General features: G+C 71.5%; 22 protein-coding genes. 16 read left to right on the top strand and 6 right to left on the bottom strand.

The window, feature by feature from the left end:
- Window position 1 precedes the first annotated feature (1 nt).
- From ETAA1_RS10455 to ETAA1_RS10440, 4 genes are all read right to left on the bottom strand, one after another.
- The gene (locus ETAA1_RS10455) at window positions 2-1,408 is read right to left on the bottom strand and encodes a PQQ-binding-like beta-propeller repeat protein (protein WP_145237326.1); all 1,407 of its coding nucleotides are present in this window, start codon (window positions 1,406-1,408) and stop codon (window positions 2-4) included.
- A 75-nt stretch (window positions 1,409-1,483) separates the two neighbouring features.
- Complete coding sequence (locus tag ETAA1_RS10450; RefSeq protein WP_145237323.1) at window positions 1,484-3,925, bottom strand: FG-GAP-like repeat-containing protein; 2,442 nt, start codon at window positions 3,923-3,925, stop codon at window positions 1,484-1,486.
- Window positions 3,926-4,007: 82 nt separating this feature from the next.
- Window positions 4,008-4,769 carry a hypothetical protein gene (locus tag ETAA1_RS10445; protein ID WP_145237320.1) on the bottom strand — a complete coding sequence of 254 codons (762 nt, stop codon included), beginning with the start codon at window positions 4,767-4,769 and terminating at the stop codon, window positions 4,008-4,010.
- A gap of 64 nt (window positions 4,770-4,833) precedes the next feature.
- A complete protein-coding gene (locus ETAA1_RS10440; RefSeq protein WP_145237317.1) occupies window positions 4,834-5,610 on the bottom strand; it encodes a hypothetical protein in 777 nt (258 codons plus the stop codon).
- 143 nt (window positions 5,611-5,753) lie between these two features.
- Between ETAA1_RS10440 and ETAA1_RS10435 the strand changes: the two genes are divergently transcribed.
- The 8 genes from ETAA1_RS10435 to ETAA1_RS10400 all read left to right on the top strand — a co-directional run bounded on the left by ETAA1_RS10435 (window position 5,754) and on the right by ETAA1_RS10400 (window position 15,929).
- Window positions 5,754-6,677: an exosortase/archaeosortase family protein gene (locus ETAA1_RS10435; protein ID WP_145237314.1), complete on the top strand. Its 924-nt coding sequence runs from the start codon at window positions 5,754-5,756 to the stop codon at window positions 6,675-6,677.
- A 55-nt stretch (window positions 6,678-6,732) separates the two neighbouring features.
- Window positions 6,733-8,997 carry a tyrosine-protein kinase domain-containing protein gene (locus ETAA1_RS10430; protein ID WP_145237311.1) on the top strand — a complete coding sequence of 755 codons (2,265 nt, stop codon included), beginning with the start codon at window positions 6,733-6,735 and terminating at the stop codon, window positions 8,995-8,997.
- Between the two features lie 121 nt (window positions 8,998-9,118).
- Window positions 9,119-9,775, top strand: coding sequence for a hypothetical protein (locus tag ETAA1_RS10425; protein WP_145237308.1), 657 nt, complete (start codon window positions 9,119-9,121; stop codon window positions 9,773-9,775).
- Window positions 9,776-9,830: 55 nt separating this feature from the next.
- Window positions 9,831-10,565: a sugar transferase gene (locus tag ETAA1_RS10420; RefSeq protein WP_238389406.1), complete on the top strand. Its 735-nt coding sequence runs from the start codon at window positions 9,831-9,833 to the stop codon at window positions 10,563-10,565.
- Window positions 10,566-10,660: 95 nt separating this feature from the next.
- Window positions 10,661-11,662: a glycosyltransferase family 2 protein gene (locus tag ETAA1_RS10415; RefSeq protein WP_202920815.1), complete on the top strand. Its 1,002-nt coding sequence runs from the start codon at window positions 10,661-10,663 to the stop codon at window positions 11,660-11,662.
- A 19-nt stretch (window positions 11,663-11,681) separates the two neighbouring features.
- A complete protein-coding gene (locus ETAA1_RS10410) occupies window positions 11,682-12,215 on the top strand; it encodes a peroxiredoxin-like family protein (protein WP_241392848.1) in 534 nt (177 codons plus the stop codon).
- 108 nt (window positions 12,216-12,323) lie between these two features.
- Window positions 12,324-13,853 (top strand): cytochrome-c peroxidase, encoded by a 1,530-nt coding sequence (locus ETAA1_RS10405; RefSeq protein ID WP_145237299.1) that lies wholly within the window; start codon window positions 12,324-12,326, stop codon window positions 13,851-13,853.
- 111 nt (window positions 13,854-13,964) lie between these two features.
- A complete protein-coding gene (locus tag ETAA1_RS10400) occupies window positions 13,965-15,929 on the top strand; it encodes an MBL fold metallo-hydrolase (RefSeq protein ID WP_202920813.1) in 1,965 nt (654 codons plus the stop codon).
- On the opposite strand, the gene ETAA1_RS10395 is transcribed toward ETAA1_RS10400, so the two are convergent.
- Window positions 15,895-16,815, bottom strand: a complete 921-nt coding sequence (locus ETAA1_RS10395) for a transposase family protein (protein WP_145237293.1) — start codon at window positions 16,813-16,815, stop codon at window positions 15,895-15,897. The genes ETAA1_RS10400 and ETAA1_RS10395 overlap by 35 nt on opposite strands.
- A gap of 379 nt (window positions 16,816-17,194) precedes the next feature.
- Here ETAA1_RS10395 and hisD point away from each other — a divergent pair, with 379 nt between their 5' ends.
- From hisD to ETAA1_RS10360, 7 genes are all read left to right on the top strand, one after another.
- Window positions 17,195-18,619: a histidinol dehydrogenase gene (hisD, locus tag ETAA1_RS10390; RefSeq protein ID WP_145237290.1), complete on the top strand. Its 1,425-nt coding sequence runs from the start codon at window positions 17,195-17,197 to the stop codon at window positions 18,617-18,619.
- Window positions 18,620-18,736: 117 nt separating this feature from the next.
- Window positions 18,737-19,777 carry a histidinol-phosphate transaminase gene (gene hisC, locus ETAA1_RS10385; protein WP_145237287.1) on the top strand — a complete coding sequence of 347 codons (1,041 nt, stop codon included), beginning with the start codon at window positions 18,737-18,739 and terminating at the stop codon, window positions 19,775-19,777.
- 14 nt (window positions 19,778-19,791) lie between these two features.
- Window positions 19,792-20,379: an imidazoleglycerol-phosphate dehydratase HisB gene (gene hisB, locus ETAA1_RS10380; protein WP_145237285.1), complete on the top strand. Its 588-nt coding sequence runs from the start codon at window positions 19,792-19,794 to the stop codon at window positions 20,377-20,379.
- Between the two features lie 26 nt (window positions 20,380-20,405).
- Window positions 20,406-21,332, top strand: coding sequence for a hypothetical protein (locus tag ETAA1_RS10375; protein WP_145237282.1), 927 nt, complete (start codon window positions 20,406-20,408; stop codon window positions 21,330-21,332).
- 8 nt (window positions 21,333-21,340) lie between these two features.
- Window positions 21,341-22,762 (top strand): acetate and sugar kinases/Hsc70/actin family protein, encoded by a 1,422-nt coding sequence (locus tag ETAA1_RS10370; RefSeq protein WP_145237279.1) that lies wholly within the window; start codon window positions 21,341-21,343, stop codon window positions 22,760-22,762.
- Between the two features lie 18 nt (window positions 22,763-22,780).
- On the top strand, window positions 22,781-23,383 hold the full coding sequence (locus ETAA1_RS10365) for an acyl carrier protein phosphodiesterase (protein WP_145237276.1): 603 nt from the start codon (window positions 22,781-22,783) through the stop codon (window positions 23,381-23,383).
- Window positions 23,380-24,618, top strand: a complete 1,239-nt coding sequence (locus ETAA1_RS10360) for a CCA tRNA nucleotidyltransferase (RefSeq protein WP_145237273.1) — start codon at window positions 23,380-23,382, stop codon at window positions 24,616-24,618. Before ETAA1_RS10365 ends, ETAA1_RS10360 begins: the two co-directional genes overlap by 4 nt.
- Here the strand turns inward: ETAA1_RS10360 and ETAA1_RS10355 are convergent.
- The gene (locus ETAA1_RS10355) at window positions 24,512-25,330 is read right to left on the bottom strand and encodes a glycosyltransferase family 2 protein (RefSeq protein ID WP_145237271.1); all 819 of its coding nucleotides are present in this window, start codon (window positions 25,328-25,330) and stop codon (window positions 24,512-24,514) included. The two genes, ETAA1_RS10360 and ETAA1_RS10355, sit on opposite strands and share 107 nt — an antisense overlap.
- A 516-nt stretch (window positions 25,331-25,846) precedes the next feature.
- On the opposite strand from ETAA1_RS10355, the gene ETAA1_RS10350 reads away from it, so the two are divergent.
- Window positions 25,847-26,344: an RrF2 family transcriptional regulator gene (locus ETAA1_RS10350; protein ID WP_145237268.1), complete on the top strand. Its 498-nt coding sequence runs from the start codon at window positions 25,847-25,849 to the stop codon at window positions 26,342-26,344.
- Window positions 26,345-26,347 lie beyond the last annotated feature (3 nt).

Raw genomic sequence — 26,347 nt, 5'->3', positions numbered from 1 at the left:
GTTAGCGGGTGCCGAGGCAGACGACGACGGTGTCGCGGCGGGCGAAGGGGCCTTCCAGGTTGCACGTCGCCACCACCAGCCGGCCGCCGTGGACGGTGACGCCGCCGTACACCATCCCCGGCGTGTCCTTCGGCAGTGGGAACGTCCACTTGGCGGCGCCGGTCTTGGCGTCGATGGCGTGGACCGTGCCAAGCAGGTCGGCGGAGTACACCACGCCCCCGGCGACGGCCGGCGGCGCGAACATCGGCGCCTTCGCGTCGTACAGCCAGGCGCGGTCGCCGTCGGCGAGCTTGAAGGAGCGGACCTTGCCGTCGGTGGCGGTACACACGGCCTGCCCGTCGGCGATCGCCGCGGCGCCGACCACGCCGCCGGGCAAGTCCTTCTTCCAGCGCTCCTTGCCGGTGGCGAGGTCGAGCGCCGTCAGGCTCCCCTTCGCGCCCTTGATGTCGTTGAAGTAGTAACCGACGGAGCTGCCGGGGACCACCACCGTGTCGCCGCTCACGCTCGCGCCGCCCCACGGGTTCAGTGGCAGCGGCACCTTCCACAGTTCGGCCCCGGTGTCGGCACTCAGGCAATACAGGGCGCGCTCGCCGACCTTTTCCTTGTCGAGGTACGAGGTCGGCACCAGCACCTTACCTGCGGCCACGTTCACCGCGGCGTCGACGTGCCAGCGCTTCTCCCCGGCCTGCCACACCTTCTTCGGGGCGGGCCGGAGCAACTGGTCCTCCGACGGCGGGACGGCGAAGTCGGGGGCCTTCTTCTTCTGCTCCTCGAACTTCGCCTGCAAGTCCTTCCACTTGGCGTCCTGCAGCTTGGCGATCGTCGCCGGGTCCACGTCCTTGCCGTCGAGGGTGGCTTTCTCCAACTCGACGCAGACCACACCCGCGGTGCCGGCGCCGATGTAGACCTTGCCGTCGGCGATGCTCGGGCCGCCTTCGAGGTGCACGAGGTCGCCGGGGACGGGGAGTTGCCACACGGGTCGGCCGCCGGCGGCGGTGACGCAGTGGAGCACCCCGCCGGAGTCCTGGTGCATGCCGTCGCCGAACACGAGCAGCCCCTTCTCGGTGGCCGCCGAGCTGACCGACGCCTGCTTGAGGTACGGGGCCGACTTCGACCACGCGGGCTCGACCTTCGCACCGGCGGCGGTCAGCGGGAACAGGCTGATGGTGGGGCGGTTGAACCCGCCGAGGCCGCTGAGCATCACCTTGTCGCCGACGGCGACGGGCGAAGCGACGAAGTGGTCCTGCGAGCGGACCGACCACAACACCGTCGGCGCGGCCGGGCCGGGTTTGCCGTCGGTGTTGCCGGTGCGCTGGGGGTTGCCGCGGTAAGTGGCCCACGGCCCGGGGTCGGCGGCGGCCGCGGGGGCGGCCAGGAGGGCGACCAGTAGGAGGGGGATGCGGGGCATCGATGGTCTTTCTGTGGGACCGGTTTCCAACCGGCCGGCGATAATGGGCCGGTTGGAAACCGGCCCCACGAAATGCTACTGCACCCGCACCGTAATCGGGCTCGTCTGCACGTCGAGCGCCGCACCCGCGGTGCGGCCGCCCGGCGCCGTCACCTCCACGCGGTACGACCCCGGCGCCAGTGCGAAGCGCGGCGCCAGCGCGTTGCCGCCGCGGCCGTCGCCGCCGCACACGCATGATGTCGCCACCGCCTTGCCGTTCATGTCCTTCACCACCACCCGGCCGCCGCTCAGGCCGGGGCTGCCGTTGAGCGCCACCACGACCGGCGTCCGCGGCATCGCGTCCTGCCGCGCCCCGAACAGGATCGCCGATTCCAGCCCCTCGTTCGCCAGGATCAGGTCGAGTTGGCCGTCGCCGTTCAGGTCGGCGAACGCCGCGGCCTGCGTGTTGAACACCCGCGTCGTCAGGCCGACCTCCACCGAGCGGTCGGTGAACGTGCCGTTGCCGTTGTTCTTGAAGTAGCGGTTCACGCCGCGCAGGCAGCCGACCAGCAGGTCGGGGTGGCCGTCGTTGTCGAAGTCGCCCCACGCCGCGGTGACCGCACCAGGGATGCCTTTCGCCAGGTCGCCGGCCTGTGCCGTCACTTCGGCGAAGGTGCCGGTGCCGGCGTTGCGGTAGAGCTTGCACCTGCCGTCGGCCTGCGGGATGAACAGGTCGGGGTGGCCGTCGCCGTCGAAGTCGGCGAGCGCCGGGCCGATGCGGCCGGGGCGGTAACTGACGCCGCTGTCAGCCTTCCGTTCGAGCTTGCCGCCGGTGTTCCGAAACAGCATTCCGGTGCCGGCGCCGTACAGCACGTCCGGCCGGCCGTCGCCGTCGAAGTCGGCAACGGTGAGCGTGTCGCCGCGGTGTTCGGTCTCGCTGAGCCCCCACGCCGAGGACACGTCGGCGAACCACGGCCCCGGCGGGCCGCTCGCGCCGCTGCCGAGCGCGAAGGTAATACCCGCCACTTGCTCGGCGACGCACACTTTCACCAGCAGCACGTTCTTGCCCGGCCGCAGCTTCAGCGACACGGCGTGCGGGTCGGCCTTCGCCTGCTCGGCGTGGTACGCCTTCTCGCCGTTCACCCACACGGTCAGCGTACCGGGGCTCGTGATGCTCACCGCCACCTCTGCGGCGGCGGCCGCCTCCACCTCGCGGAACAGGTACGTCGCCTGGTTCGCGCCCAGCTCGGCGAACTGGTGCGCTTCGCCGTCCTTGAGTTGCTTCTTGGCCCACGTCACGGGCATGTCGCGCTTCCCCTTGTACGTCTTGCCGGCGGCGAACGCCTCCGTCTCGACGGGGAACGCGGTCTTCACGTTGTCCGCCGGGTTCGCCGCGCGGAACATGCCGATGACGTGCCAGTCGCCCAGCTTCGGCGGCGGCGGCGCCTTCGCCACCTCGGGCCGCGTGTTGCGGTACAGCCGCAGGCCGTGGTAGCCGTTGCCGAGGAGAATGTCGGCCTTGCCGTCGCCGTCGAAGTCGCCCCACGCGGCCGCGGTCAGGTCGTAGCCGGATTCTTTGGGGAGGCGGGAGGAGTCGTCGCGGAACTGGCCCTTGCCCAGGTTCGTGTACAGCCGCGGGCCGTCGGCGGTCGCTAAGAGCAAGTCGGGTATGCCGTCGCCGTTGTGGTCGGCCCACACGGCGGAACGGGCGCCGCCGGTGAGGCCCGGTAGCGGCGTCTCGGCATAACTGTCGCCGCCGTTCTGGTACAGCCCCACCTTCCCCGCCGCGAGGAGGAGCACGTCCTGCTTGCCGTCGTTGTCGAAGTCCACGACCGACACCGCCTGCGCCTCGGCGTCGAGCTTCGTGAGGCCGGCGTACTTGCTGAACCCGGGCATCCCGTTCAGCGCCCGGATGTCCTCTCCGCCCCAGCCCACGAAGTCGCGCTTCGGGTTGTAGTCGTTCAGCTTCAGGCTGGCCTTCAGCCGCTGCACGCGGGCCGTCTTCTTGTGTATCGCCTCCTTGTCGCCGTCCACCATGCACGGCACCACCACCTCCTTGCCGGCCATCATGTCGGCCATGATCCCTTGCAGGCGGTCGATCCGCCCCGCGTACGACCGCAGCAGGTACGGCTCGCCGTGGGACATGCCCCACCACTCGCCCTGCGGGTACGCCTGGTACCACGTCACGCCGATGTACGTCTCGCTGGCCCCGCCGTTGTGGAAGAACACCGCCTGCTTGCCGACCTCGGCCCAGTTCATGATCTCCTGCCACTCGCCCGGCCGGAGCCCGCCGCGGCCGATGTTGTGCTTGATCGTCTGCTGCGGGTGCTTCCCCTTCAGATCGGCCACCTTCTCGTAGATGATGAGATTCTGCGTCTTGTCCACCCGGGTGACGGTCATTAGCACGACGTTCGTGGACTGGTTGACGACCGACCCGAAGGACATGACGGCCTCGGCATAGGCCGGGGCGACGCGGGGGGTGAGGGCGACCGCGACCAATGCGGCCACGGGCACCAGGAGCCGGCGGGGGAGGTGCATGGAGGCCTCGGAGGGGCCGGGGGCGGGCGGGCGAAATCCTCCTCACAGGGTAAACGCCCGCGCGGGGAAAGCAAGCGCCGGGTCAGCGGCCGGGCGGCAGCCGCTTGTCCGCGGCTGGGGCCATCGGGTCGTTCAACTTGAACGACTCCACGAACCGCCGCAGCCGCGGCTCGGTCACCGGCGTGAACGGGCCGCCGGCGATGACCGTGTACCACTTCGTTCGCGTCACCACGACCCGCACCAGCGCCGACTGCTGCTCCACCCGCAGGTGAAGCTCGCGGGCCGGGAAGCCGGACACGGTGATGTCCTTCGTCGAGACGACCTCGGCGGGCGGGGGGTCGTCGCGGAGGTTCTTCACCATCCCGTCGAGGATTTCGGCGTCCGTCTGCGTGTTCCGCACCTCGGCGTCGAGGTCGCCGTGGGTGACGCGGTACTCCTCCAGCCGGCCGAGGAGGAGGGTTCCTTCGTAGACGACGCCCGGCTCGACCGGGCCGTGCGCGGCGGCGAGATCCGCCATGTCCGTGCGGGCCCTCGCCGGCAGGTCCACACTGTACCCGCCGGCCGGCGAGCGGAACTCCTCCCACCGCGGCTTGCCGGACCAGACGACGACGCCGACGAGGCCGGCGCAGGAGAACAACACCAGCAGGCCGATGGCGCCGAGGACAAGGAGAACGGGGCCGTTGCCCGACTTCTTCGGGCGGCGCCGGCGCGGGCCGTCGTCGTAGTCGTCGGGGGTGCGGCGCGGCTCGCGCACCTGCGCTCCGCACCGGCCGCAGCGGTACCCGTCGCCGTCCCGGTCGGCCCGCGTCAGCCCCGCCCCGCAGTCCGTGCACTCCAGCGCCATCGCGTCACCCCCCAGGTCGATGCTACCCGCGGGGCGGCCGACTTTCGAGCCGGCGGGACAGGAATCAGCGCCGCCGCGGGACGAACGGCGGCGGCGCGTTGCCGCCGCCGGCCGGGTTCGGCTCGGTCAACTGGAACGACTCGACGAACCGCCGCACCCGTGGCTCGCCCGTTCCGGTGAACGGGCCACCCGCGATGACCGTGTACACGCGCGTCGGCGTCACGACGATGCGGGCGAGGCGGGCCTGGGTCTTGATGCGGAGTTCGACCTCGCGGCCCTGGTAGCCCGACACGGTCACCGGCCTCGACGAGACGACCTGCGCCGGCTGCGGGCCGTTCTTCATGCCGTCGACCGCGGCGTCGATGACGCGTTCCGCGGCGCCCGGGCCGCGCGGCCCGGGGGGAAGTTCGCCGTAGGCGATGCAGTACTCTTCCAGCCGGGCCAGGAGGAGCGTCCCCTCGAACGTGACGCCCGGGAAGTTCCCGCCCTGCTTGGCGACGATCTTGCCCATGTCCGGCCGCGCCTTCGCCGGCATGGAAACGGTGTACCCACCGTTCGGCGAGCGAAACTCCTCCCACCGCGGCTGCGCGGCAACGTACCAGCTGCCGCCGATGCCGCCGCACGCCAGCAGCATCAGCACGCCGACGCCGACCACCACCAGCAGAACGACTCGTCCGTTGCCCCGCTTCGGCGGCCGGCGGCGACGGGTCGGGCGGTCGTCGTAGTCGCGGGTGCGGCGCGGCTCGCGCACCTGCGCGCCGCACCGGCCGCAGCGGTACCCGTCGCCGTCCCGGTCGGCCCCGGTCAGCCCCGCCCCGCAGTCAGGACACTCCAGCGACATCGCGTCACCCCCAGGTCGATGCTACCGGCACGGGCTCCGGTGGGGCCACCGAATTCCCCGCGGCCGGGAAGTGGGGTTGCGTCGGACCCGCGGCGGGTGCAACAATCCCCGCTCGCCGAGGTTCGCCCCCCGTGGGGACAGGGATGTCGATCACCACCGCCGCACCCGCACCGCCGCCGACGACCGCCGTTTTGCCGACCACCCCCGTCACGGTCGTCACTGCGCCCACGCCGCCCGCCCCGTTCCGCCCGCCGCTGTGGCAGGTGGCCGCGCTCGTCGGCCTGCTGGTCTGGGCGTACCTGCCCATGCTGGCCGTGTTCTTCGACAAGTGGATCAACGACCCGCAGTACTCGCACGGCCTGCTCGTGCCGTTCTTCTCCGCGTACCTCGTGTGGAAGGCGTGGCAGGCCGGGCCGCTCGTGCCCCTGCCGCGGCCCTGGGTCGGCTGTGGGCTCCTCGCCGTGGCGGTCGTCCTCCGGGCGTTCGCCGGCAGCCTGCTGTTCCACCAGCTCGACGCCGCCAGCCTGATGCTCGCCCTCGTCGGCGTCGCGCTCGCGGCCGGCGGGATGCCGCTGCTGAGGCGCGTCGGCGGCGGGCTGCTGTTCCTCCTGTTCATGGTGCCGCTCCCGTACGAGTTGGAGCGGAACGTCGGCCAGCCGCTCAAGACGGCGGCCACCATCAGCAGCACGTACTTGTTGCAGACGCTCGGCCAGCCCGCGATCCGCGACGGCAACCTCATCCTGATCGACGAGGTGCGGCTCGGCGTCGTGGACGCGTGCTCGGGCCTGAAGATGCTGGTGACGTTCGCCGCGTTCTCGGTCGGGGCCGTGCTCCTGACGAACCGCTCGTGGTTCGAGCGCGGCATGGTGCTGCTCGGCATCATCCCGATCGCCGTGCTGACGAACGTGCTGCGGATCACCGCCACCGGCCTGGCGTACCTCGTCCTCACCGACAAGGGGACGCTCGACTTCCTGCACGACTTCTACGGCTGGCTCATGATGCCGGTCGGCCTGGCGCTGCTGGCGCTGGAGCTGTGGGTGCTCAAGAAGCTCGTCACGAACGACTGACGCGCCCGACCGCCGCGACTCACCCCTGGTCTGAGCCTGCAAGGACGCAGAGCCCATGAACGGACCGACCTTCGCCCCCGCGCTCGCCGCCCCGAGGCCCGCCCCGCCGCGGCCGCTCGCCCGCCCGGCCGCCAAGCCGGACGGCGACGGTAACGGCCTCCGCGTCCTCACGTACCTCCAGCTCCACTGGCTGATGATCCTGTTCTGCGGCACCCTGCTCGGGGCCGTCGGCAGCTACGCCGCGTGGGAACTGCTCGCCAGCAAGTACGAGTCGTACGGCCTCCTCCAGGTGTCGCAGGTGCCGCCGGCGCTGGCCCACCAGGGGAACGCCCAGGAGGCCCGGACCGACTTCACGACCTACGTCCGCACCATGAGCGGCCTCATCAAGTCGGAATTCGTCCTCAACGCCGCCATGCGCGACCTCAAGGACCTGCCGACGGTCAAGGCCCAGAAGGACCCCATCAAGTACCTCGGCGAGGAGGTGCTGGTCGGCGCCCCGGACGGGTCGGAAGTCATCCGCGTCAGCATGGCGTCGCACAACCCGGCGGACGCGAACAAGATCGTCAACGCCGTCCAGAAGGCGTTCCTGGCCGAGGTCGTGCAGAAGGAGGTGGCGACGAAGCAGGCCCGCTTCCGCCAGTCCGAGCAGGCCATGCAGGACATGCAGAAGCGGCTCGAAAACATGAGCCGCGGCCACACCCTCGCCAAGGCGCCGGGCGACGGCGTCACGCCGGTGCAGGCCGTGGAAGGCACGCCCGGCGTTCTGCCGCCGGGCGTCGCACCGCCGGCCGCGGCGCCCGCGGCCGTGAGCGGCCTGGAACTCATGGCCAAGCTCGACCCGCGGGCGCTGGTCTCCCGGCTCGCCGCGCTCCAGATGGAAGTGGACCGCACGCTGCCGATCGAGATCGGCGCCGGGAAGGCGCGGATGCGTGAACTCGAAGGCCAGATCGAGGCACTTAAGCGGGCGCCCCTAGACCCGGCGACGCTGGCCGCGGTCGACAACGACCAGCAGGTCGTGGATCAATCGATGCAGGTGCGGCGGGCCAAGGCGAACCACGACTTCGCGGCGAGCGCCGGCCGGCCGGACGCCCCGGACGTGGTCAACCTCCGCCGCGTGTACGAGGCGCAGAACGCCCGCCTGGCCGAGGTCCGCCGCGAGAAGGCCGGTCTCCTCGAAGGCGGGAGGCGCGCCGCCGAGGGGAAACTGCTCTTCACCGAGTGGACGACGGTGAAGAACCAGGTGGCCCGCTACGAGACGCAGCTCGCCACCGCCCGCATCAGCATGGCCAACCTGGAGCGCATGCTCAACAACCTGCCGCAGGCGGCGGAGGTGGTCCGCACCGACGGCCGCGGCGGGCTCGTGCCGCCGAGCTACGACCCGGCCGACACCGACCTGCGCTCCCGCGACGGCATGTACGCCCGCCTCATCACCCAGCACGAGGCGCTGAAGCTCGACCTGCTCGCCGGGCAGCGCATCCAGCTGCTCCAGCCGGCGTCCAGCCCGATGCAGAAGGACATCAAGAAGCAGGTGCTCGGCACCGTCGCCGGCGGCCTGTTCGGCTACTTCCTCGTGGCCCTCGGCGTGGTCGCGTTCGAGACCGTCAGCCGCCGCGTCAGCTCGCTCGCCGACCTGAAGTCGGTCGGCCCCGCGCCGGTGGTCGGCGTCATCCCCGGCCTGCCGACCGACGCCACCGGCCGCGACCCGGCCCGGCGGGCGGCCGCGAACGAGGCGATCGACAAGCTGCGGGCCTACGTCGCGCAGACGTGGCTGAGCCGCGGGGCGACGTGCGTGGCGGTGACGAGCCCGCTGGGCGACGAGGGGAAGGCGTTCACCGCGTTCGGCCTCGCCAGCTCGCTGGCCCAGGCCGGGTACAAGACGCTCCTCGCCGACTTCGACCTGCGCGAGCCCGCGCTGCACACCTACGCCGGCGTGCCGAACACCGTCGGCGCGTGCGAGGTGCTCCGTGGCGAGACCGACCCGCGCTCGGCGGTCGTGACGCTGCCGAGCGGGCTGGCGTTCCTGCCGGCGGGCAAGTGGTCCGACGAGGCGCGGCAGGCCGCGGTCGGCGGGCGGCTCGAAGCCGTGTTGGCGAAGCTGAAGGAGCCGTTCGACTGCGTCATCCTGCACGGCCACGCCCTGCTGACGGTCGCCGAGTCGGTGGCGGTGGCCCGGCGGTGCGAGGTGGTGCTGGTGTGCGCCCGCTACCGCGAGACGAAGCTGCCGCTGCTGGAGAAGGCGACGGACCGCGTGGCGGCGATGGAGATCCCGTACAGCGGCGTCGTGTACGTCGGCGCGACCGAGACCGAGGCGCTGTGCTGAGTGTGGGCTGAGGGACAGTGGGACTCAGGGACAAAGGGACTCTGAGTTCGGGAACAAGGCTCGTCTTTGGTCCCTGAGTCCCTCAGTCCCACTGTCCCTCGGCCCAGCCCGGAGAAGCACCATGCTGAAGACACCCGCGCTCGTCGTCGTCGCCGTGCTGGTCGTGGCCGGGGCCGTGGTCCACGGGGCGGCCATCCAGCGGTGGACGTTCGTCGAGCCCGACCAGACGCAGAACGACCGCATGCACGCCCTCGAAGTCCGCTTCGAGGACTGGCAGCCGACGCCCATCCCGACCGAGATGCCGACCAACGAGCGGAGCGTCGCCACCTCGCACCGCTACCAGTCGGCGAGCACCGGCCGCGGCGGCGCGGTGACCATGATCAGCGGCATCCCGGGGTCGGTGTCGACGCACACGCCGGACGTGTGCTACCCCGGCAGCGGGTACAAGACGCTGCGGGCGCCGAAGAAGGAGACCGCGGAGCTGCCCGGCGGCGGCACCGCGACGTACTACGTCGCCGACTTCGAGAAGACGACGGCGACGCGCCAGGACCGGGTGCGGGTGCGCTGGGCGTGGCACACCGGCGAGGGAGCGTGGGAGGCCCCCGACAACCCGCGGTGGCAGTTCGCCGCCCGGCTGGCGCGGGTGGCCGTGCTCTACAAGGTGTACGTCGTCACCCCCCTCGCCGACGGCGACGACGAGCGGCCGGAGGACGACGCCACCACGCGCGCCTTCGTCGCCGCCGCGTTCGCCCAGTACGCCGCCGGGTTCGCCCGCTGACGGACGACCGACGGCCGGGACGCCCCGCCCGGCATCACCGCGAAGGACCGCACCGATGACCGACCGAACCACCCGGCCGTGGGCCGTGGCGGCGACCCCGAAGCCCGCGATGCGAAGTCCAGCCGTGTCGATCCAGCACCCGCCCTGCCGGCCGTCAGGCCCCGCCCCGGTGCGACCCGCGGGGTGGGCCAAGCCGGCGTTCGACGGCGTGGCGGCGTTGCTGATCCTCATCCCCGGCCTGCCGCTGATGGGGCTGTGCTGTCTGCTGGTCCGGCTCACGTCCGCGGGGCCGGCGATCTACAGCCAGACGCGCGTCGGCCGCGGCGGGCGGGTGTTCACGCTGTACAAGATTCGCAGCATGGTCCACGACTGCGAGAGCCTGACCGGCCCGCGCTGGAGCCTCCCCGGCGACCCGCGGATCACGCCGCTCGGCCGCGCCCTCCGCAAGCTGCACCTGGACGAGTTGCCGCAGCTGTTCAACGTGCTGCGCGGCGACATGAGCCTGGTCGGCCCGCGGCCGGAGCGGCCGGAAATCGTGAAGCGGCTGCGGCTGAGCATCCCCGGCTACGACCGCCGGCACGTGGTGAAGCCCGGCCTGACCGGCTTCGCACAGGTCCACCTGCCGCCGGACACGTGCGTCCGCAGCGTGAAGAACAAGCTGGCCTACGACCTCTTCTACGTCCGCCACCGGACGCTACGGATGGAACTGGTGGTGTTGTTCGCGACCGGGTTGAAGCTGCTCGGGCTGAAGCGCCTCTACCAGCGCAAGCCGCGGGTGCCGACGGAATAGCCCTCCTTCGTCATTCGTCCTTCGTCATTCGCCCGGGGCGGGATTCCTCGATGGTCACTCACGGCGTCGGCCGAATGACGAATGACGAAGGACGGATGACGAAGGACGAATGCTCCGTCTCCGTCATCGTGCCGATCCGCAACGAGGCGAAGGCCATCGAGCCGGCGCTGCGGACGCTCCTGACGCAGGACTTCCCCGCCGACCGGTTCGAGGTCATCGTCGCCGACGGCGGCTCGGACGACGCCACCGTCCCCATCGTGCGCCGCCTCCAGGGCGAGTTCCCGAACCTGAAGCTCGTCTTCAACGCCGGCCGCCTCTCCAGCGCCGGCCGCAACACCGCCCTGCGGCACGCCAGCAAGGACGTGGCCGTCATCGTGGACGGCCACTGCACCGTGCCGGACCGGAACTACCTGCGGAACGTGGCCGACGCCTTCGCCACGAGCGGCGCCGACAGCCTCGGCCGGCCGCAGCCGCTCGACGCCCCGAACCCGACGCGGTTCCAACTCGCGGTGTCGGCGGCGCGCGCGAGCCGGCTCGGGCACAACCCCGACTCCGACATTTTTTCCGACGAGGCCAAGTTCGTGCCGCCGCAGAACACGGCGGTGGCGTACCGGCGGGGCGTGTTCCACCGCGTCGGCTTCTTCGACGAGGCGTTCGACGCCTGCGAAGACGTGGAGTTCAACCAGCGCGTGGAGGCGGCCGGCTTGACGTGCTATTTCACGCCGGCGGTGAAGGTGGTGTACCACCCGCGGGCCAGCTTCCGGGCGCTGTTCTACCAGCTCGGCCGGTACGGCCTCGGCCGCGCCCGGCTGGCGTTCAAGGCGCCGCGGTCGCTGACGCTACCGGCGCTGGTGCCGCCGGCGTGGGCGCTGTGGGTCGTGCTCGGCGGGCTGCTGAGCCTCGTGGTGCCGTACCTGGGCTGGGTGTGGGGCGCGAGCCTGGCGCTGTACGCGGCGGTGCTGCTCGGCGCGGCCGTGGTGCTGGGCCGCGGCCGCCCGGCGGGCGTGGCGGCGCGCATCCCCGCGGTCATCGTCGGCATCCACTTCGGGTTCGCGTGGGGCTTCCTGAAGGAAATGTGGCGGCGCGTCCGGGGGTGAACCCGCTACACTACCCACCATGACCGCCCTGCCCCTCCTCCTCCCGGACGGCACGCCGACCACGCTCGGCGCCTTCATCGACCGGCCGTTCCTGCTCGTCGTCTTCCTGCGGCACCTCGTCTGAATCCCGTGCAACGCCCACCTCGGCGAGGTGGACGCCGCCCGCGACGAGTTCGCGGCCCGAGGCTGCTCCGTCCTCGCCGTCGCGCAGGCGAAGCCCGAGTTCCTCGCACACTACCTCGCCCGCCACACCTACAGCGTCGCCTTCGCGTCGGACCCGGAGCGCGGCGCGTACCGGGCCTTCGGCCTGGAGCGAACGCCGTTCCGCACCTTCCTCCGGCCGCGGGTGCTCCTCGGGTACGTCGCCGGAATGGTCCGCGGGTTCGCCCCGCAACAACCCTACCAGGGCGAGGACGTGTTTCAGCTCGGCGGCGACTTCGTCCTCGACCGGTCGGGCCGAACCCTGTTCGCGTATCGCTCGAAGGACCCGACGGACCGCCCCGCCGTCTCCCGGTTGCTCGCCGCCCTGCCATCGTCGCCGCCGATGCCGTGAATACCCGCCCCCGATGACCGCCGCGTTGACTCCGCGCCCGGCGGCGCCTAACGAATAACTGTTACTCCCGCCGCACACGCCCCTTCCAGACCCGCGAAAGGACGCACCATGTCCGCCGCCTGGCGCTTCTCCCGACCCGTCGCCGTGGCGGCCGCGCTCGCCGCGCTGGCCGCCGTCCCCGGTCCGACCTCGGCCAACCCGCCGACCAAGCCCGGCCTCGCCGGCCTCACCGAGCCCGCCGACTACCTGCTGCCGAACGAGGCGGTCATGATCCCGTTCAAGGATCAGGTGCCGATGACCTTCGTCACCCGCAACCAGCCCGGCTGGGCCGACCTGAAGGCGTTCTTCACAGACTACCAGGAAGACACCGTCAACCCCGCCACCGGCGAGAAGGTGACGCGGCGGGCGATCAAGGTGCGGGTGCCGCTCGGGCTCAACTCGGCGCCGCCGGTGCCGGCCGAGAACGCGATGACGCTCGCCAAGTGGCTGCTGGGCCGGAAGCTGTACTACGACCCGATCCTGTCCACCAGCGGCAACGTGTCGTGCTCGACGTGCCACCACCCGGCGAAGGGGTTCACCGACCAGAAGCGTACCTCGACCGGCATCGGCGGGGCGCTCGGGCCGATCAACTCGCCGACGGTCATCAACGCCGCCTACGCCAAGTTCCAGTTCTGGAACGGCCGGGCCGACACGCTCGAAGACCAGTCGCAGGGGCCGGTCGGCAACAACAAGGAGATGTTCGGCGGCAAGGCCGACGCCTGGGAGGAAGCCGTCCTACGGCTGCGCGGCACGCCGGAGTACGTGAAGGCGTTCGCGCAAGTGTTCGGCCACGCCCCGACCCGCGACTCGGCCGCGAAGGCCATCGCTACCTACGAGCGGACCGTGCTGTCGGGCAACTCGGTCCACGACCGGGCGGAGGCGGCGATGAAGAAGCGCGTGACCGAGGAGGAGAGCGGCAAGTTCGAGCTGAAGGCGGAGGACTACGCGGCCGTGCTGAAGGCGGCGTTCGCGGCGAAGGACGCGGCCGCGCTGAAGGCGCTCAACCTCGACCCCGACGCCGACGCCGGCAAGGCCGACGCCGTGGGGGCGAAGCTGGTCACAGGCCGGACGCTGTTTTTCGGCAAGGCGAAGTGCTCGACCTGCCACACCGGCGACACCTTCAGCGACGGCGGTTTCCACAACCTCGGCGTCGGCGCCGACGGGAACGGCGACCTGCCGTACGAGGAGTTCGGCCGGTTCTCGATCCTGCGGACGGGGCACAAGGACGTGAACCTCGTGGGGGCGTTCAAGACGCCGGGCCTGCGCGGGCTGGTGGACACCGCCCCGTACATGCACAGCGGCGACGAGAAGACGCTGGAGGCGGTGGTGGACTTGTACGACCGCGGCGGCAACGCCAACCCGTACCTGAGTGACAAGCTCCGGGACACGGCGGCGGAGGCGGCGTACCTGCGGGCGCGGGCGGCCGGCCAGCCGGTGGACGCGGCGGTGAAGACGTTCGGCCCGTCGAAGAAGCCGATTATCCCGCTGAAGCTGAACCTGACCGCCGACGAGAAGGCGGCGCTGGTGTTGTTCATGCGGGCACTGAACGGCGAGCCGATCGATCCTGTGGTGAGCGACCCAACGCGCGAGGTGAAGTAACGTCACAGCCGGTCGCGGCGTAGCCCCTTGGGGCTACGCCGCGACCGGCGGATTTTCTTGACGCTCCTCAATCCCCCGGCCACCATGTCGGACGCCTCACGGGGGTTTGCCATGCGCCCGCGCCTCGTCCTCGCTTCCACCTGCGTTGCCGCCGTCGCCGCGCTCGCGTGGCTGACCCACGCCCGCCCGCAGCCCGCCGCGGGCCGTTGGCGCGAGGTCGTCCCCGGCGTCTACCGCACCGCGACTGCCCCGCACGGCTACGCAGTCGTCAACGGTCGTCGCGCGCTCCTCATCGACGCCACCGTGCCACCCGACGAGCTCACGGGTTTGCCGATCGAGACGGTCGATGCCGTCCTGCTCACGCACCACCACCGCGACACCGCCGCCCACGCCGCGGCGTACCGCAAGGCCGGCGTCCCCGTCCGCGCCGCGAAGGAAGCGGCCGAGTGGCTCGCGCCGGAAGCGGTCACCAAGGCGTGGAAGGACGCCGTGCCGCTGCGCAGCTCGCGCACCGGGTACTTCCTCATCCCCGAGGGCGTCCCCGGCGTCGATTGCACCGTCGAGCCCGGCAAGGCGATCCCGTTCGGCCCGTGGACGATCACGCCCGTCGCCACGCCGGGCCACAGCCGCGACCACCTGGCGTATCACCTCACGAAGGCCGACGGCACGAACGTCGTCTGCTGCGGCGACGCCTTCCATTCGCCCGGCAAGTTGTGGACGCCGTACACCACCGACTGGGACCACTGGACCGACGCCGGCCTCAAGCCCGCCGCCGAGTCGCTGCGGGCGCTCGCCAAGCTCGCCCCCACGCACCTGCTGCCGGCCCACGGCCCCGTGCTGGCGAAGGACTGCGCCAAAGCCCTCACCGACACCGCGGCTTTGGTGGACGAAGCGGCGTTCCTCAAGAGCTTCGAGCGCTTCTCGAAGCGCGAGGGGAACCCGCCCCAGTACTCGTTTCTCGTGCCGAAGGAGCAGGTCGGCAGCGGCGGCGACAAGCCGTGGTCGAAGGTTTCGGACCACCTGTGGATCACCGGCAACACCTACGTCCTGAAGGCCCGCGACGGCAGCGGCTGCTTCGTCCTCGACCCGTGGGCCGAGCGGATCGCCGCGCAGATCGAGAAGCTCCGCGCCGCCGAAAAGCTCGGCCCCGTCGAGGTCGTCGCGTTCAGCCACGCCCACTACGACCACTTCGACGGGCTGTACTACATGGCCGGCCGCGACCGCGTGCAGGTGTGGGGGCTCGACACCGTCGCCGGGCCGCTCAAGGAGCCGTTCCGCTTCCGCGCCCCGTTCCTGGACGAGCGCCCCATCCGCTTCACGAAGGAACTGAAGGACGGCGAGACGGCCGCGTGGGGCGGCTACGAGTTCAAGTTCGTCCACCTGCCGGGCCAGACGCACTACACCGCCGGCATCGAAACCACGATCGACGGCAAGCGCTGCCTGTTCACGGCGGACAACTTCTTCCACCAGGACCAGTACAGCGGCTCCGGCGGGTGGATGGGCCTGAACCGCAGCTCGCCGGCCGTGTACGGCGCGAGCGCTCGCAAGGTGCTGACCCTGGCCCCCGAGTGGGTGCTGGCCGAGCACGGCGGCCCCTACGTGTTCAATGCCGAAGACTACCGCCGCCGCGAGCGCTGGGGCTCGGCCGCGGCGAAGGCGTGCGACGCCGTCTCGCCCAGCGGCAGCCACCTCCGCGACTGGACGCCGCACCGCGTCTCCGTCGAACCCGTCCGGCTTCAGGCGAAGGCTGGCGACACGGTCCGCGTCGTCGCCCACCTCAACGGCGTCGGCCCGGCCGACGAGGCGGTCACGCTCACCCTCCGCGGCCGCGGCGTCTTCGCCGACCGTGCGACGGCAACGAAGGTCGCCCCCGGCCGCCGTGCTACCGCGACGTGGGATGTCCCCCTACCTGCGAACCTCCCCACCGGACGGCACGCGTTCGCGGTGTCGTTGTCCGAGGCGGCCGGTGTCGAGCCCGTGGACGCATTAGAGGCGCGCCGTAATAGTGGCGGTCACGACCGTCCCCCTCCCCGAGAACGGGTCAGTCCGCCGGCCGGGCGTCGATCATCCGGTTGACCAGCCCGGCCACCGCCCGCACCCGGACCTCGTGCCTCTTCCGCCCGTGCCGGTTCACCTGGGTCAGCGACTGGAACACCCGCAGCCGCCGGATCGTGTGCTCGACCACGATCCGGCGCCGGGACACCGCCCGGTTGTACCGCACGTCCGCCGCCGGCCGCGGCTTCCCCCGCGGCTTCCGCCGCGGGGTCGTACACACCACCCCGGGCCGCAACTCGCCCGCCCCGATGTACGCCTTGTCCCCGATCAACCCGACCCCCTTCGGCAGCCGCCCCAGGAGCCGCGACCGCCCCAACAGCTTGAGGTCGGCCGTCGGCCCCGGCACGCTCGGCGGGACGTGGACGACCCGCCCGGTCTCCTCGTCCACCCCGACCTGACTCTTGACCGTGTGCCGCTTCTTCTTCCCCGAGTAGTAGGCCCGCTGCCGCCGCTTCGGCCGGTGCGTCGGCTGCTCGAACGTGTCCACCAGGACGGCCAGCCCGGGGGTGTGCCGGAGCACGGCCGGGAGGTCGCGGCGGTGGTGCTTGCCCGGGTCGGGCATTCGCATGGTGTCCTTCCCGGCCGCGGCGAGGACCGGGACGGACCACCCGGCGAGGCGGCGGGCGGCCGACTCGGAAACCCCGAACAGGTACCCGAGGACGGCGTAGGTCGGGTACACCCGGAGCCAGACGACGGCGAGCAGGATGCGGTCGGGGTGTTCGAGCCCGGTGGTGCGGCCGCCGCCGACGGCGCGGCTCCGGTCGGGTCGGTCGTGGCGGGCGAAGTCGGCGTCGGCCAGGGCCGGGAGGACGTCGGCGAGGAGGGCGTCGAACACGTCCGGGGTGACCCCGGTGAGGGACCGGAAGACGGCCGGGTTCTTCCGGAGGCGGTCGAGACGTGCGATCATGGGCGAGTGTTGGTGTGGGGTCGGAGCCGTGAGCTCAGCCAGGTTAGAACCCCACCCCTTACCCGGCTATTGCGGCGCCCCTCTATTCGTCGTCATCGACGTTAATACCCCGTGACCACCGGCCGGTGCTCCGCACGGAAACCGCCGCCTCGGCACAACCCGCACATTCGTCACCGGTTGCGTTCCGGGTAGGGCTTACCCTAACGGTAGTTCCTTGCTCCCGACCCGCCGGGTCTCTATAACGGATGTTGTGACTCTACGGGCCGCCCTCCTCGCGGCCGTCATTCCGACACACGTTCCCGGACGGGTTGCCGCGTGGCCGTCCCGGGGAGGGCTACCCCCTTCCCCGCCGGTCCGCCGTGCGCCCCGAGGTTCCCCGATGCCGACTCTGAAGTTGCGGCGGATTGACCTCACGGCCCCGAACGCCAACGCCCAGCTCACCAAACTCCGCGACCAGTTCCGCACCGAAGGCGAGATCGTCACCCCCGCCAGCAAGAAACTCACGCAGGCCGTTTTCGGCGAGCCGCTGTCCCCGGCGCAGGCCGTGTCGCGCATCTGCAACGACGTCCGCGACCGCGGACTCCCGGCCGTGCTCCAGTACACCGAGTCGTTCGACAAGGTGAAGCTGAAGCCCGACCAGTACCGCGTGAAGCCGGCCGAGCTGGCCGCCGCCCACGCCGCGGCGGACCCGGCGTTCCTCGAAGTGCTCCGGCAGATCCAGTACAACGTGCTCCAGTTCCAGTCCGGGCTGCTCCACCGCGACGCCGAGATGCGCGTCAGCGGCAAGCACGAGCTGCACCTCCGCTACCGGCCGCTGAAGCGAATCGGCGTGTACTGCCCCGGCGGCGCCGCGGCGTACCCCAGCACGCTGCTGATGACCATCTGCCCGGCCCAGGCCGCGGGCGTCGAGAACATCGTGGTGTGCATGCCGCCGAAGGACACCGGCGGGTTCAGCCAGGACATGCTCGCCGTCTGCCACGAGTTGAAGATTACCGAAGTGTTCCGCTTCGGCGGCGCCCAGGCCATCGCCGCGATGGCGTACGGCGTGGACGGCCTGAAGCCGGTCGACATGATCGTCGGCCCCGGCAACCAGTTCGTCGCGCTGGCCAAGAAACACGTCTTCGGCCAGGTCGCCATCGACTGCATCGCCGGACCGAGCGAGGTCGTGGTCGTCGCCGACGACTCGGCCCACCCGGACTACGTGGCCCTCGACCTCATCGCCCAGGCCGAACACTCGCCGGGCGTGCCGGTGCTGGTGACGTGGTACGAGCCGCTCCTGAACGAGGTGCAGGTGGCGCTGGAGAAGCGGCTGGCCAAGTTGTCCCGGGCCGACCTGGCGCGGGACAGCCTGGAGCGGTACGGCGCGTTCGTCCTCGCCCCGGACAAGCAGGGCGCCATCGACTGCGTGAACGCCCTCGCCCCCGAGCACCTGCACATCCAGACCCGCGACCCCGACGCCTTCGTCGAGGAGGTCGAGAGCGCCGGCGCCGTGTTCCTCGGGCCGTTCACCCCCGTGGCGCTCGGCGACTACGCCGCGGGGCCGTCCCACGTCCTGCCGACCGGCGGCACCGCCCGGTTCAGCAGCGGCCTGACGGCGAACGACTTCCGAAAGCGGACGAGCATCCTCCGGTTCACCCGCAACGGGCTGAAGGAGATCGCCGACGACGTGATCTTCCTGGCGAACAAGGAAGGGCTGACCGGCCACGCCGCGAGCGTCGAGCAGCGGGCGCACGACAACGGCCCCGCCGCCCGCCCGAAGCCGAAGCCCGACAAGGTGCTCGCCGCCGCTGGTGCGAAGAAGTAGGCGAACCGGCGGCGTCAGCCGCCGGGTGGCGGGAGCCGTCGACATCCTCCTTGAGTTCCCGCCTCGCCCACCCGGCGGCTGACGCCGCCGGTTCGCCAGTTACACACACGACTCGTCATGCTCCCCATTCGCAGCAACATCCGCGACATGGCCGGGTACGTTCCCGGCGAGCAGCTGAACGACCCCGACATCGTCAAGCTCAACACCAACGAGTGTCCCTACCCGCCGAGCCCGCGGGTGTTCGAGGCCGTCCGCGCCGCCCTCACCGGCGACCGCCTCCGCAAGTACCCCCAGCCGCTCGGCGACACCTTCCGCCGCGCCGCCGGCCGCGTCCTGAACGTCGATCCCGACGGCGTCCTCATCGGCAACGGCTCCGACGACATCCTCACCATCCTGACGCGGGCGTTCGTCCCCGAGGGCGGGCTCGTCCTGGCCCCGACGCCGAGCTACATCCTCTACAAGTCGCTGGCCGAGATTCAGGGCGCCCGCTTCGAGACGGTCCCGTTCACGGCCGACTGGCAACTCCCAACCGCGTGGCCGGCCGGCGGCCACATCACCTTCCTGCCGAACCCCAACTCGCCGTCCGGTACCGTCGTGCCGCTCGCCGAGGTGGAACGACTCGCGGCCGCGGTCGCCCCCGCCCCGCTGGTGCTGGACGAGGCCTACGCCGACTTCGCCGACGACAACGGGCTGTCGCTCCTCGGCCGCGTCCCGAACCTGGTCGTGACGCGGACCCTCAGCAAGTCGTACGCGCTGGCCGGCATCCGCTTCGGGTTCGCCGTCGCCGACCCGGCCGTCGTCCGCGAGTTGGTGAAGGTGAAGGACAGCTACAACTGCGACGTGCTGAGCCTCGCCGCCGCCACCGCCGCCGTGGAAGACCAGGACTACTTCCGCGAGACGCGCGCGAAGCTCCTCGCCACCCGCGCCCGGCTCGCGGCGGAGCTGCCGGCGCTCGGCTTCGACGTGACGCCGAGCCGCGCCAACTTCCTGTGGTGCCGCCGCGCCGACCGCCCGGTGAAGCCGCTGTACGAGGAACTGAAGCGCCGCAAGGTGCTGGTCCGCTACATGAACTACGCCGGGTACGACGGCCTCCGCATCACCGTCGGCACCGAAGTCGAGACGGACCGGCTGCTGGCCGAACTCCGCTCCATCCTTTGACGGGACCGTCCCCCATGCCCCGCACCGCGTCGATCCGCCGCGAGACGGCCGAGACGGCGATCGACCTCGACCTCGACCTCGACGGCACCGGCCGCGTCCAGGCGAGCACAGGCGTCGGCTTCTTCGACCACATGCTCACGCACCTCGGCAAGCACGGCCTGTTCGACCTGACGGTGGCGTGCAAGGGCGACCTGCACATCGACGCCCACCACACCGTCGAGGACGTGGGCATCTGCTTCGGCAAGGCGCTGGTTCAGGCGCTCGGCACGAAGGCCGGCATCCGCCGCTACGGCGACTGCACGCTGCCGATGGACGAGGCGCTGGCGACGGCCGCGGTGGACCTCTCCGGCCGGCCGTTCCTGGTGTGGAAGGCGGACGTGCCGCTGGAGACACTCGGTACGTTCTCGTCGCAGCTGGCCGAGGAGTTCTGGCGGGCGGTGTCGTCGGCCGGGCTGCTGACGCTGCACGTCGTGCTGCACCACGGCAAGAACACGCACCACGTCGTCGAGACGATCTTCAAGGCGTGCGCGCGGGCGCTGCGGGCGGCGGTCGAAGCCGACCCGCGGGCGACGGGCGTGCCGTCCACCAAGGGCGTGCTCTGACGCCGAACTTTACCAAGGAAGCCGAAGTGGCGAAGAAGCCCGCAGTTGACGTCGACGCACTCGTGGACGCCGCCCTCCTCGCGGTGGCGACCGCCGACGAGCCGCCGGGGCTCAGCGCGAAGTGGCACCCGAACCCGCTGTTCGCCGACAAGAAGGGGCCGAACGGGGCGGCGATCGAGCGTCTGACCGCGGACGCCGAGCCGCTGGTCGCGGTCGAGGGCAAGGCGAAGGCGGAAGCCGTCCGGCTGACCGCCGCCGGCTTCCTGCGCGTCCTGCCGAAGCTCCCCGACGACCGCGTCGGTCCGCTGGCGAAGGCGTTCACGACCGGCCTCGGGCTCGACGACCGGGTCGCGTTCCTGGAAGAACTCGTCCGTCGAACTCCGACCGCGGCGCCGGAACTCCTGCCGGAGCTGGAGGCGGCCGTGACGGCGGCGCGGGCCGAGGCGGACGCCCGGATCGCGGCAGCGGCGAAGCGGCGGGAGCGCGAGGAGGCCAGCCGGGCGGCGCTGACGCAGTGGCTGGCGTTGCTCGACCGCCGCCAGCAGGACCGGCTCGACGCCCTGCGGCGCGAGTACGAGGCCGAGGGCGGCCGGGCGACCGACCTGCCGGTCGCGGCACCGCGCCCGGCGGCCACGGAACCCGTCGCCCCGCAGACGCCCGAGGAGCACGGGTTCCGCCGGGAAGTCATCCGCCGGCTGGCCGCGGCGTGGCGGGAGGCGGTCGAACTCGGCCGCGACGAGCCGGCCCGGTTCCTGGAAGCCGGCATCGGCAACGTCCGCGGCGTCCGTCAGGTGGGCGAACCCGGCGAGTCGGTCTCGTTCGACGGCGAGAATCACGAGGCGGACGAGGGCGTCTCGACCGGGGCGGCGGTTCGGGTGCTGCGGCCGGGGTGGGCGATCGACGAGGACGACGACCGGCGGGTCGTGATCCTCAAGGCCAAAGTCGCGCGGTGAGGTGGGCCATGGCCGAGCGCGTGTTCTGCATCGACTTCGGCAGCGGCTTCACGAAGGTCGCCCTCCGCCCCGACCCCGGGGCGACCGCCCGGCTCATCAACGACCGCGACGTGGAGACGGCCGACTTCTGCTTCCCGAGCGTGGTCGTGGTGGACCGCGCGGGGCCGAAGCCGGTGCTGGAGTTCGGCAAGAAGGCGGCCGGCCGCACGGCGTCGAACGGGATCGAGGTTCACGCCAACTGGAAGAAGCGGCTGTTCCTCAATCCCGGCCCCGACGACCCGACCGCCAACCCGCTCGAAGCCTTCCTCCGCTCCGACGACCTCGCCGCCCTGGCAACGCAACACGGCGTCACCGCCACCCAGCTCGGCCACCTGCGGGCGGTGGTGGCGTCCGCCCGGGAGATGCTCGCCGGCGTCGGCATCCAGCCGGCCGGGCGGCACGCCCAGCAGCAGCAGTTCGCCGCGTCGCTGGCCGCGCACTTCTTCGCGTGGCTCCGGAAGGAAGTGATGAAAGAGTGCGAGCGGCTGCCGCACGCGGGGCTCCGCTACGACGGCATCCCGGCGCGCCTGACCGTGCCGGCGTTCGCCCACGGCGCGGACGTGACCACCCACCCCGGCTGCCGCCTCCTGACCGCCGCCGCGGAGAAGGCCGGCTGGCCGCTCCACCCGACCCGGCCGGTGGTGAGCGAGCCGTACGCCAACGCGGTCGGCGTGCTGACGAAGGGCGTGAACCTGCTCAAGAAGGACAAGTACGACCTGGGCGGGTCGTTCGGGAAGGGGCCCCTCGTGACGGCCCTCAAGGACCCCGACCACTACGCCCCGTACCGCGCGGTGGTGATCGACGTGGGGGCGTTCACCACCGACTTCGCGGTGCTCACGATGCGCCCGGACGGGCCGGGCGAGTCGGACCCCGACCGTGCGTTCGCCGTGCGGGAACACTCGGTGGCCCTCGGCATGAGCGACCTGGACGAGCGGGTCTTCCGCGTCCTGCCGGCGGAGAAGGCGGCCTGGCTGCGGGCGCGCTCGGCCGACGAGGTGGACGGGTTCCGCGAGTCGGTCTACACGGAGGGAAAGCCGGTCCGGTCGGCCGCCCTCGGGCCGATCGGCGCCGGCGCCGAGTTGGAGGCCATCCGCGGGGTGGTGGCCGACTTCGGCGCCGGGCTCGCCGCGGAGGTTCGACAGTTCCTGTCCTCACTCGGCCCCGGCGGAAGTGCCGAACTCGTGCTCACCGGCGGCGGGATGTTCGTGCCGGCGCTCCGCGAGGCGGTGCTGTCCGCGGCCGCGGCCGACGGCCGCGAGTTCGCCAAGGTCCACGGCCCGGGCTTGAAGAAGCAGACCGGGAAGCCGGTGGACAAGCTCGACCCGCGCTTCACCCGCGGCGGCTCGGCCCTCGGCGGCGCGGGGTTGTACTTCGAGCCGGAGTACGCCTGACGCGGGTACAATGCCGGCGTGAACTTCCTGGCGCACCTCCACCTCGCCGCCCCGGACCGCGGCCGCATGCTCGGCGGCGTCCTCGCCGACCTTCTCAAGCCGGTCGAGATCACCGCCCTGCCGACGGACGTGGTCGAGGGCGTGCGGCTGCACCGGCTCATCGACGGGTTCACCGACCGCCACCCGGTCGTGCAGCGGAGCATCCGCCGCGTGTCGGCCGGGCTCGGCTGGTTCAGCGGCATCGTCGTGGACGTGTACTACGACCACCTGCTGGCGCGGAGCTGGGCGGAGTACGCCGCCGGACCGCTGCGCGACTTTGCCGACCACTGCTACGCACTGTTCCGCGACGCGGCGCCGGGCCTGCCGGTGGAAGGGCAGCGGTTCGCGTACCACTTCGCGGCCGACGACCGGCTCGTCCGCTACGGCACCGCCGACGGCATTACCGACACACTCGACCGCGTGTCGGCGCGGATCGCGGCGCGGATGCCGACGCGGGCCGTCCGGCTGCGCGACGCCATGCCGGCGCTGCTCGCGGCCGACGCCGAACTCGCCGCCGACTTCCGTGTCTTCTACCCGGAACTGATCGCTTACGCGGCCGCCGAACGGGATGCCCACCCATGACCGAGCGCGAGTTCGCCGTCGAGTGCGTCCGCACCCTTCAGAACGCGGGGTTCCGCGCCCTGTGGGCCGGCGGGTGCGTGCGCGACGAGCTCCTCGGCCTCGAACCCAACGACTACGACATCGCCACCGACGCGCGCCCGGAGCAGGTGCAGAAGCTGTTCCGCCGCACGATCGCGGTCGGGGCGGCGTTCGGCGTCATCGAGGTGATCGGCCCGCGCGACCCGAGCCGCGGCGGCGAGCACCTGACAGTCGAGGTGGCGACGTTCCGCTCCGACGGCACGTACTCCGACGGCCGGCGGCCGGACTCGGTCGTGTTCTCGTCGCCCGAGGAGGACGCGGCCCGCCGCGACTTCACCATCAACGGCATGTTCTTCGACCCGATCGCCGGCCAGCTGCACGACTACGTCGGCGGCCGCGCCGACCTGGACTCTCACACGCTCCGGGCGATTGGCGACCCGTTCGCCCGGTTCGCCGAGGACAAGCTCCGCGTCCTGCGTGCGGTGCGGATCGCTACTCGCTTTCATTTCGGCATCGACGACGACACTTTCGCCGCGGCGAAGGCGATGGCCCCGCAGATCACCGTCGTCTCGCCCGAGCGGATCGCGGACGAGTTGCGGAAGCTCCTCACGCACCCGAACCGTGCGGTCGGGGTTTGGCTCCTCCGGGATGTTGGGCTGATCGAACCGATCTTGCCGGAACTCGTGCCCGAGCAACCGCGCTGGGACCGGACCGCGGAGATGATGGAATCCTTCCGAGTGGGGCCGAACTCGTTCCCTCTCATCTTCGCGGCGCTGATCCACACCGTGGATCGGCCGGCGGCGGAAGTGATTGCAGAGCGGTTGCGGTTCTCGAACGCCGAGAAGTCGCGGATGTCGTGGTTGGTCGAGAACCAGCGTGTGCTACTCGACGCGCCAACGATGCGGCCGAGCGCGCTAAAGCCGATTCTGGTTCATCCAGGCATAGACGAACTGCTTGCGCTTCACCGGGCACTCGCGCGCGGTCAAGTGGCGCCGCACGTCGAGTTCTGCGAGCGGGTGCTGCAAGATACGCCGCGCGAGGTGCTCGACCCGCAGCCGCTCCTCACCGGAAACGACCTGAAGGCGCTGGGGATGCGGCCTGGGCCGGACTTCAAGCGGCTTCTCGACGCCGTCCGCGAGGCGCAACTGGACGGGGAACTTCGGACGCGGGACGACGCGCTGGCGAGGGTTCGGGCACTGTCACCCGGGTCTGGGTGACGGCCGCGGCCGGGCGCGTGCGCCACACCACGTCGTTCCACCAGAAGCCGACCAGCGTGCGGAACGTCCGCGGCACCTCCCACAGTGACACCTTGCTGTCACCGCCGGCCCGCGGGCGGTGCGTCACCGGCCGCTCCGTCACCGTGAAGCCCTGTTGCCGGGCGCGCGTCAGCATCTCCGTGTTCACGAAGAAGCCGCGGCTCTCGGGGAGCAAGTGCGCCAGCGCCGCGCGGCGGAACACCTTCAGGGCGCAGTCCACGTCGCGGACGCGGGTGCCGAGCAGGGTGCGCGTCAGCAGGTTGTAGCCACGCGACAGGAAGCGGCGGCGCCACGGGTCCTTGCGGTCGGCGCGGTAGCCGGCGGCGATGTCGTACTCCGCGGCCAGCGCGGCGAGGTCGGCCAGTTCCGACAGGTCGAACTGGCAGTCGGCGTCGGTGAAGGCGACGAGCGGGAAGCGGGCCGCCTCGAAGCCGGTGCGGAGGGCGGCGCCGTAGCCGCGGTTCGTGGCGTGGCGCAGCAGCCGCGTGTGCGGCGCGTTCAGCCGCTGCACTTCGTCCGCAGTGCCGTCGGTGCTGCCGTCGTCCACGACGACGACCTCGAAGGCGGCGAAGCGGCCGGCGAGCGCGGCTTCCGCCTCGGCAACGGCGCGGCCGATGACTGCGGCCTCGTTGAACGCCGGGAGGACGAGGCTGATGCGAAGGGGTGCGTCCATGCTCGCCCGGTGGGTGGGGTTGTGCGCGGGAACTGTACCCAGGGTGCGGCGGCGTTGCAACGCCGCCGGCGGGGCTTGACTAGTGAACACCCGTTCCGTATGATTGCTCTTGAGGTGTCGGGTGGGGTTCAAGCCTGAGTTCGTCGCGGCCCGGACCGCGCAACAAGAGTGGCCGGTCAACCCCACCTCGACCCGTGGGTCCCAACGCGAGCCGCGCGGTACGCCTCCTTCAGGAGGTGCCGGGGGGCGCCGGTCGTCCGGGCGACTGGCCGCAGGGTCGAACCTGCAAACCCCCTGGCTAACGAGTGCGGCCCGGAGGGCGCGTCTGTGCCGAAACCCGACACCCCGCCGCCGGCGGCCGTCGCACCGCGTTCCCGCGCGGCCGACGACCGCCGGTTGGCGTTTTCGCTTCCCGCGAACCGCTTCGTGAAATCGCACTTGCCTGGGGCGATCTTCTGTCTACAAATAGGAGTGCGGTGCTGCTGATTCCCCGATCCCACCCCAGTAGGGCGAGCGATGACGCTCCTGAGCCGCAAAGCGGACTACGCCCTCCTGATTCTGTCGTACCTGCACGGCAAGCCCGTCGGCGGCAACGCCCGCAGCATCGCCGAGACGTTCAACCTGAGCCGTCCCTTCGTGGCAAACATTCTCAAAGAGCTGTGCCAGAAAGGCTTTGTGACGAGCCACCGCGGGGTGAAGGGCGGCTACGCCCTGGCCCGGCCGGCGGACTCGATCAGCCTCGCCGAACTGCTCGAATCCGTCGAGGACGGGTTCCGACTGACGGCCTGCAACCCGTCGCAGCACGACGGTGCCGACGCCTGCTCACTGACCGACGTGTGTACGATCTACGGCCCGATGGCCGAGGTTCACAACCGGCTCGTCGGCGTCCTCCGCGGGGTGACGCTGGCCGAGCTGTTCGACCCGGCGACGCCGAAGCCGACCGCCTACCCCGCGCTGCCGGTGCTGTCCGGCGGCTGTTGCGGGTCGGCCCGTCCGCTCGGCACCCCGGCCTGAATC

The sequence above is a fragment of the Urbifossiella limnaea genome, from assembly GCF_007747215.1.
Lineage (GTDB): Bacteria > Planctomycetota > Planctomycetia > Gemmatales > Gemmataceae > Urbifossiella > Urbifossiella limnaea.
This window is presented reverse-complemented; position numbering and strand designations above follow the sequence as displayed.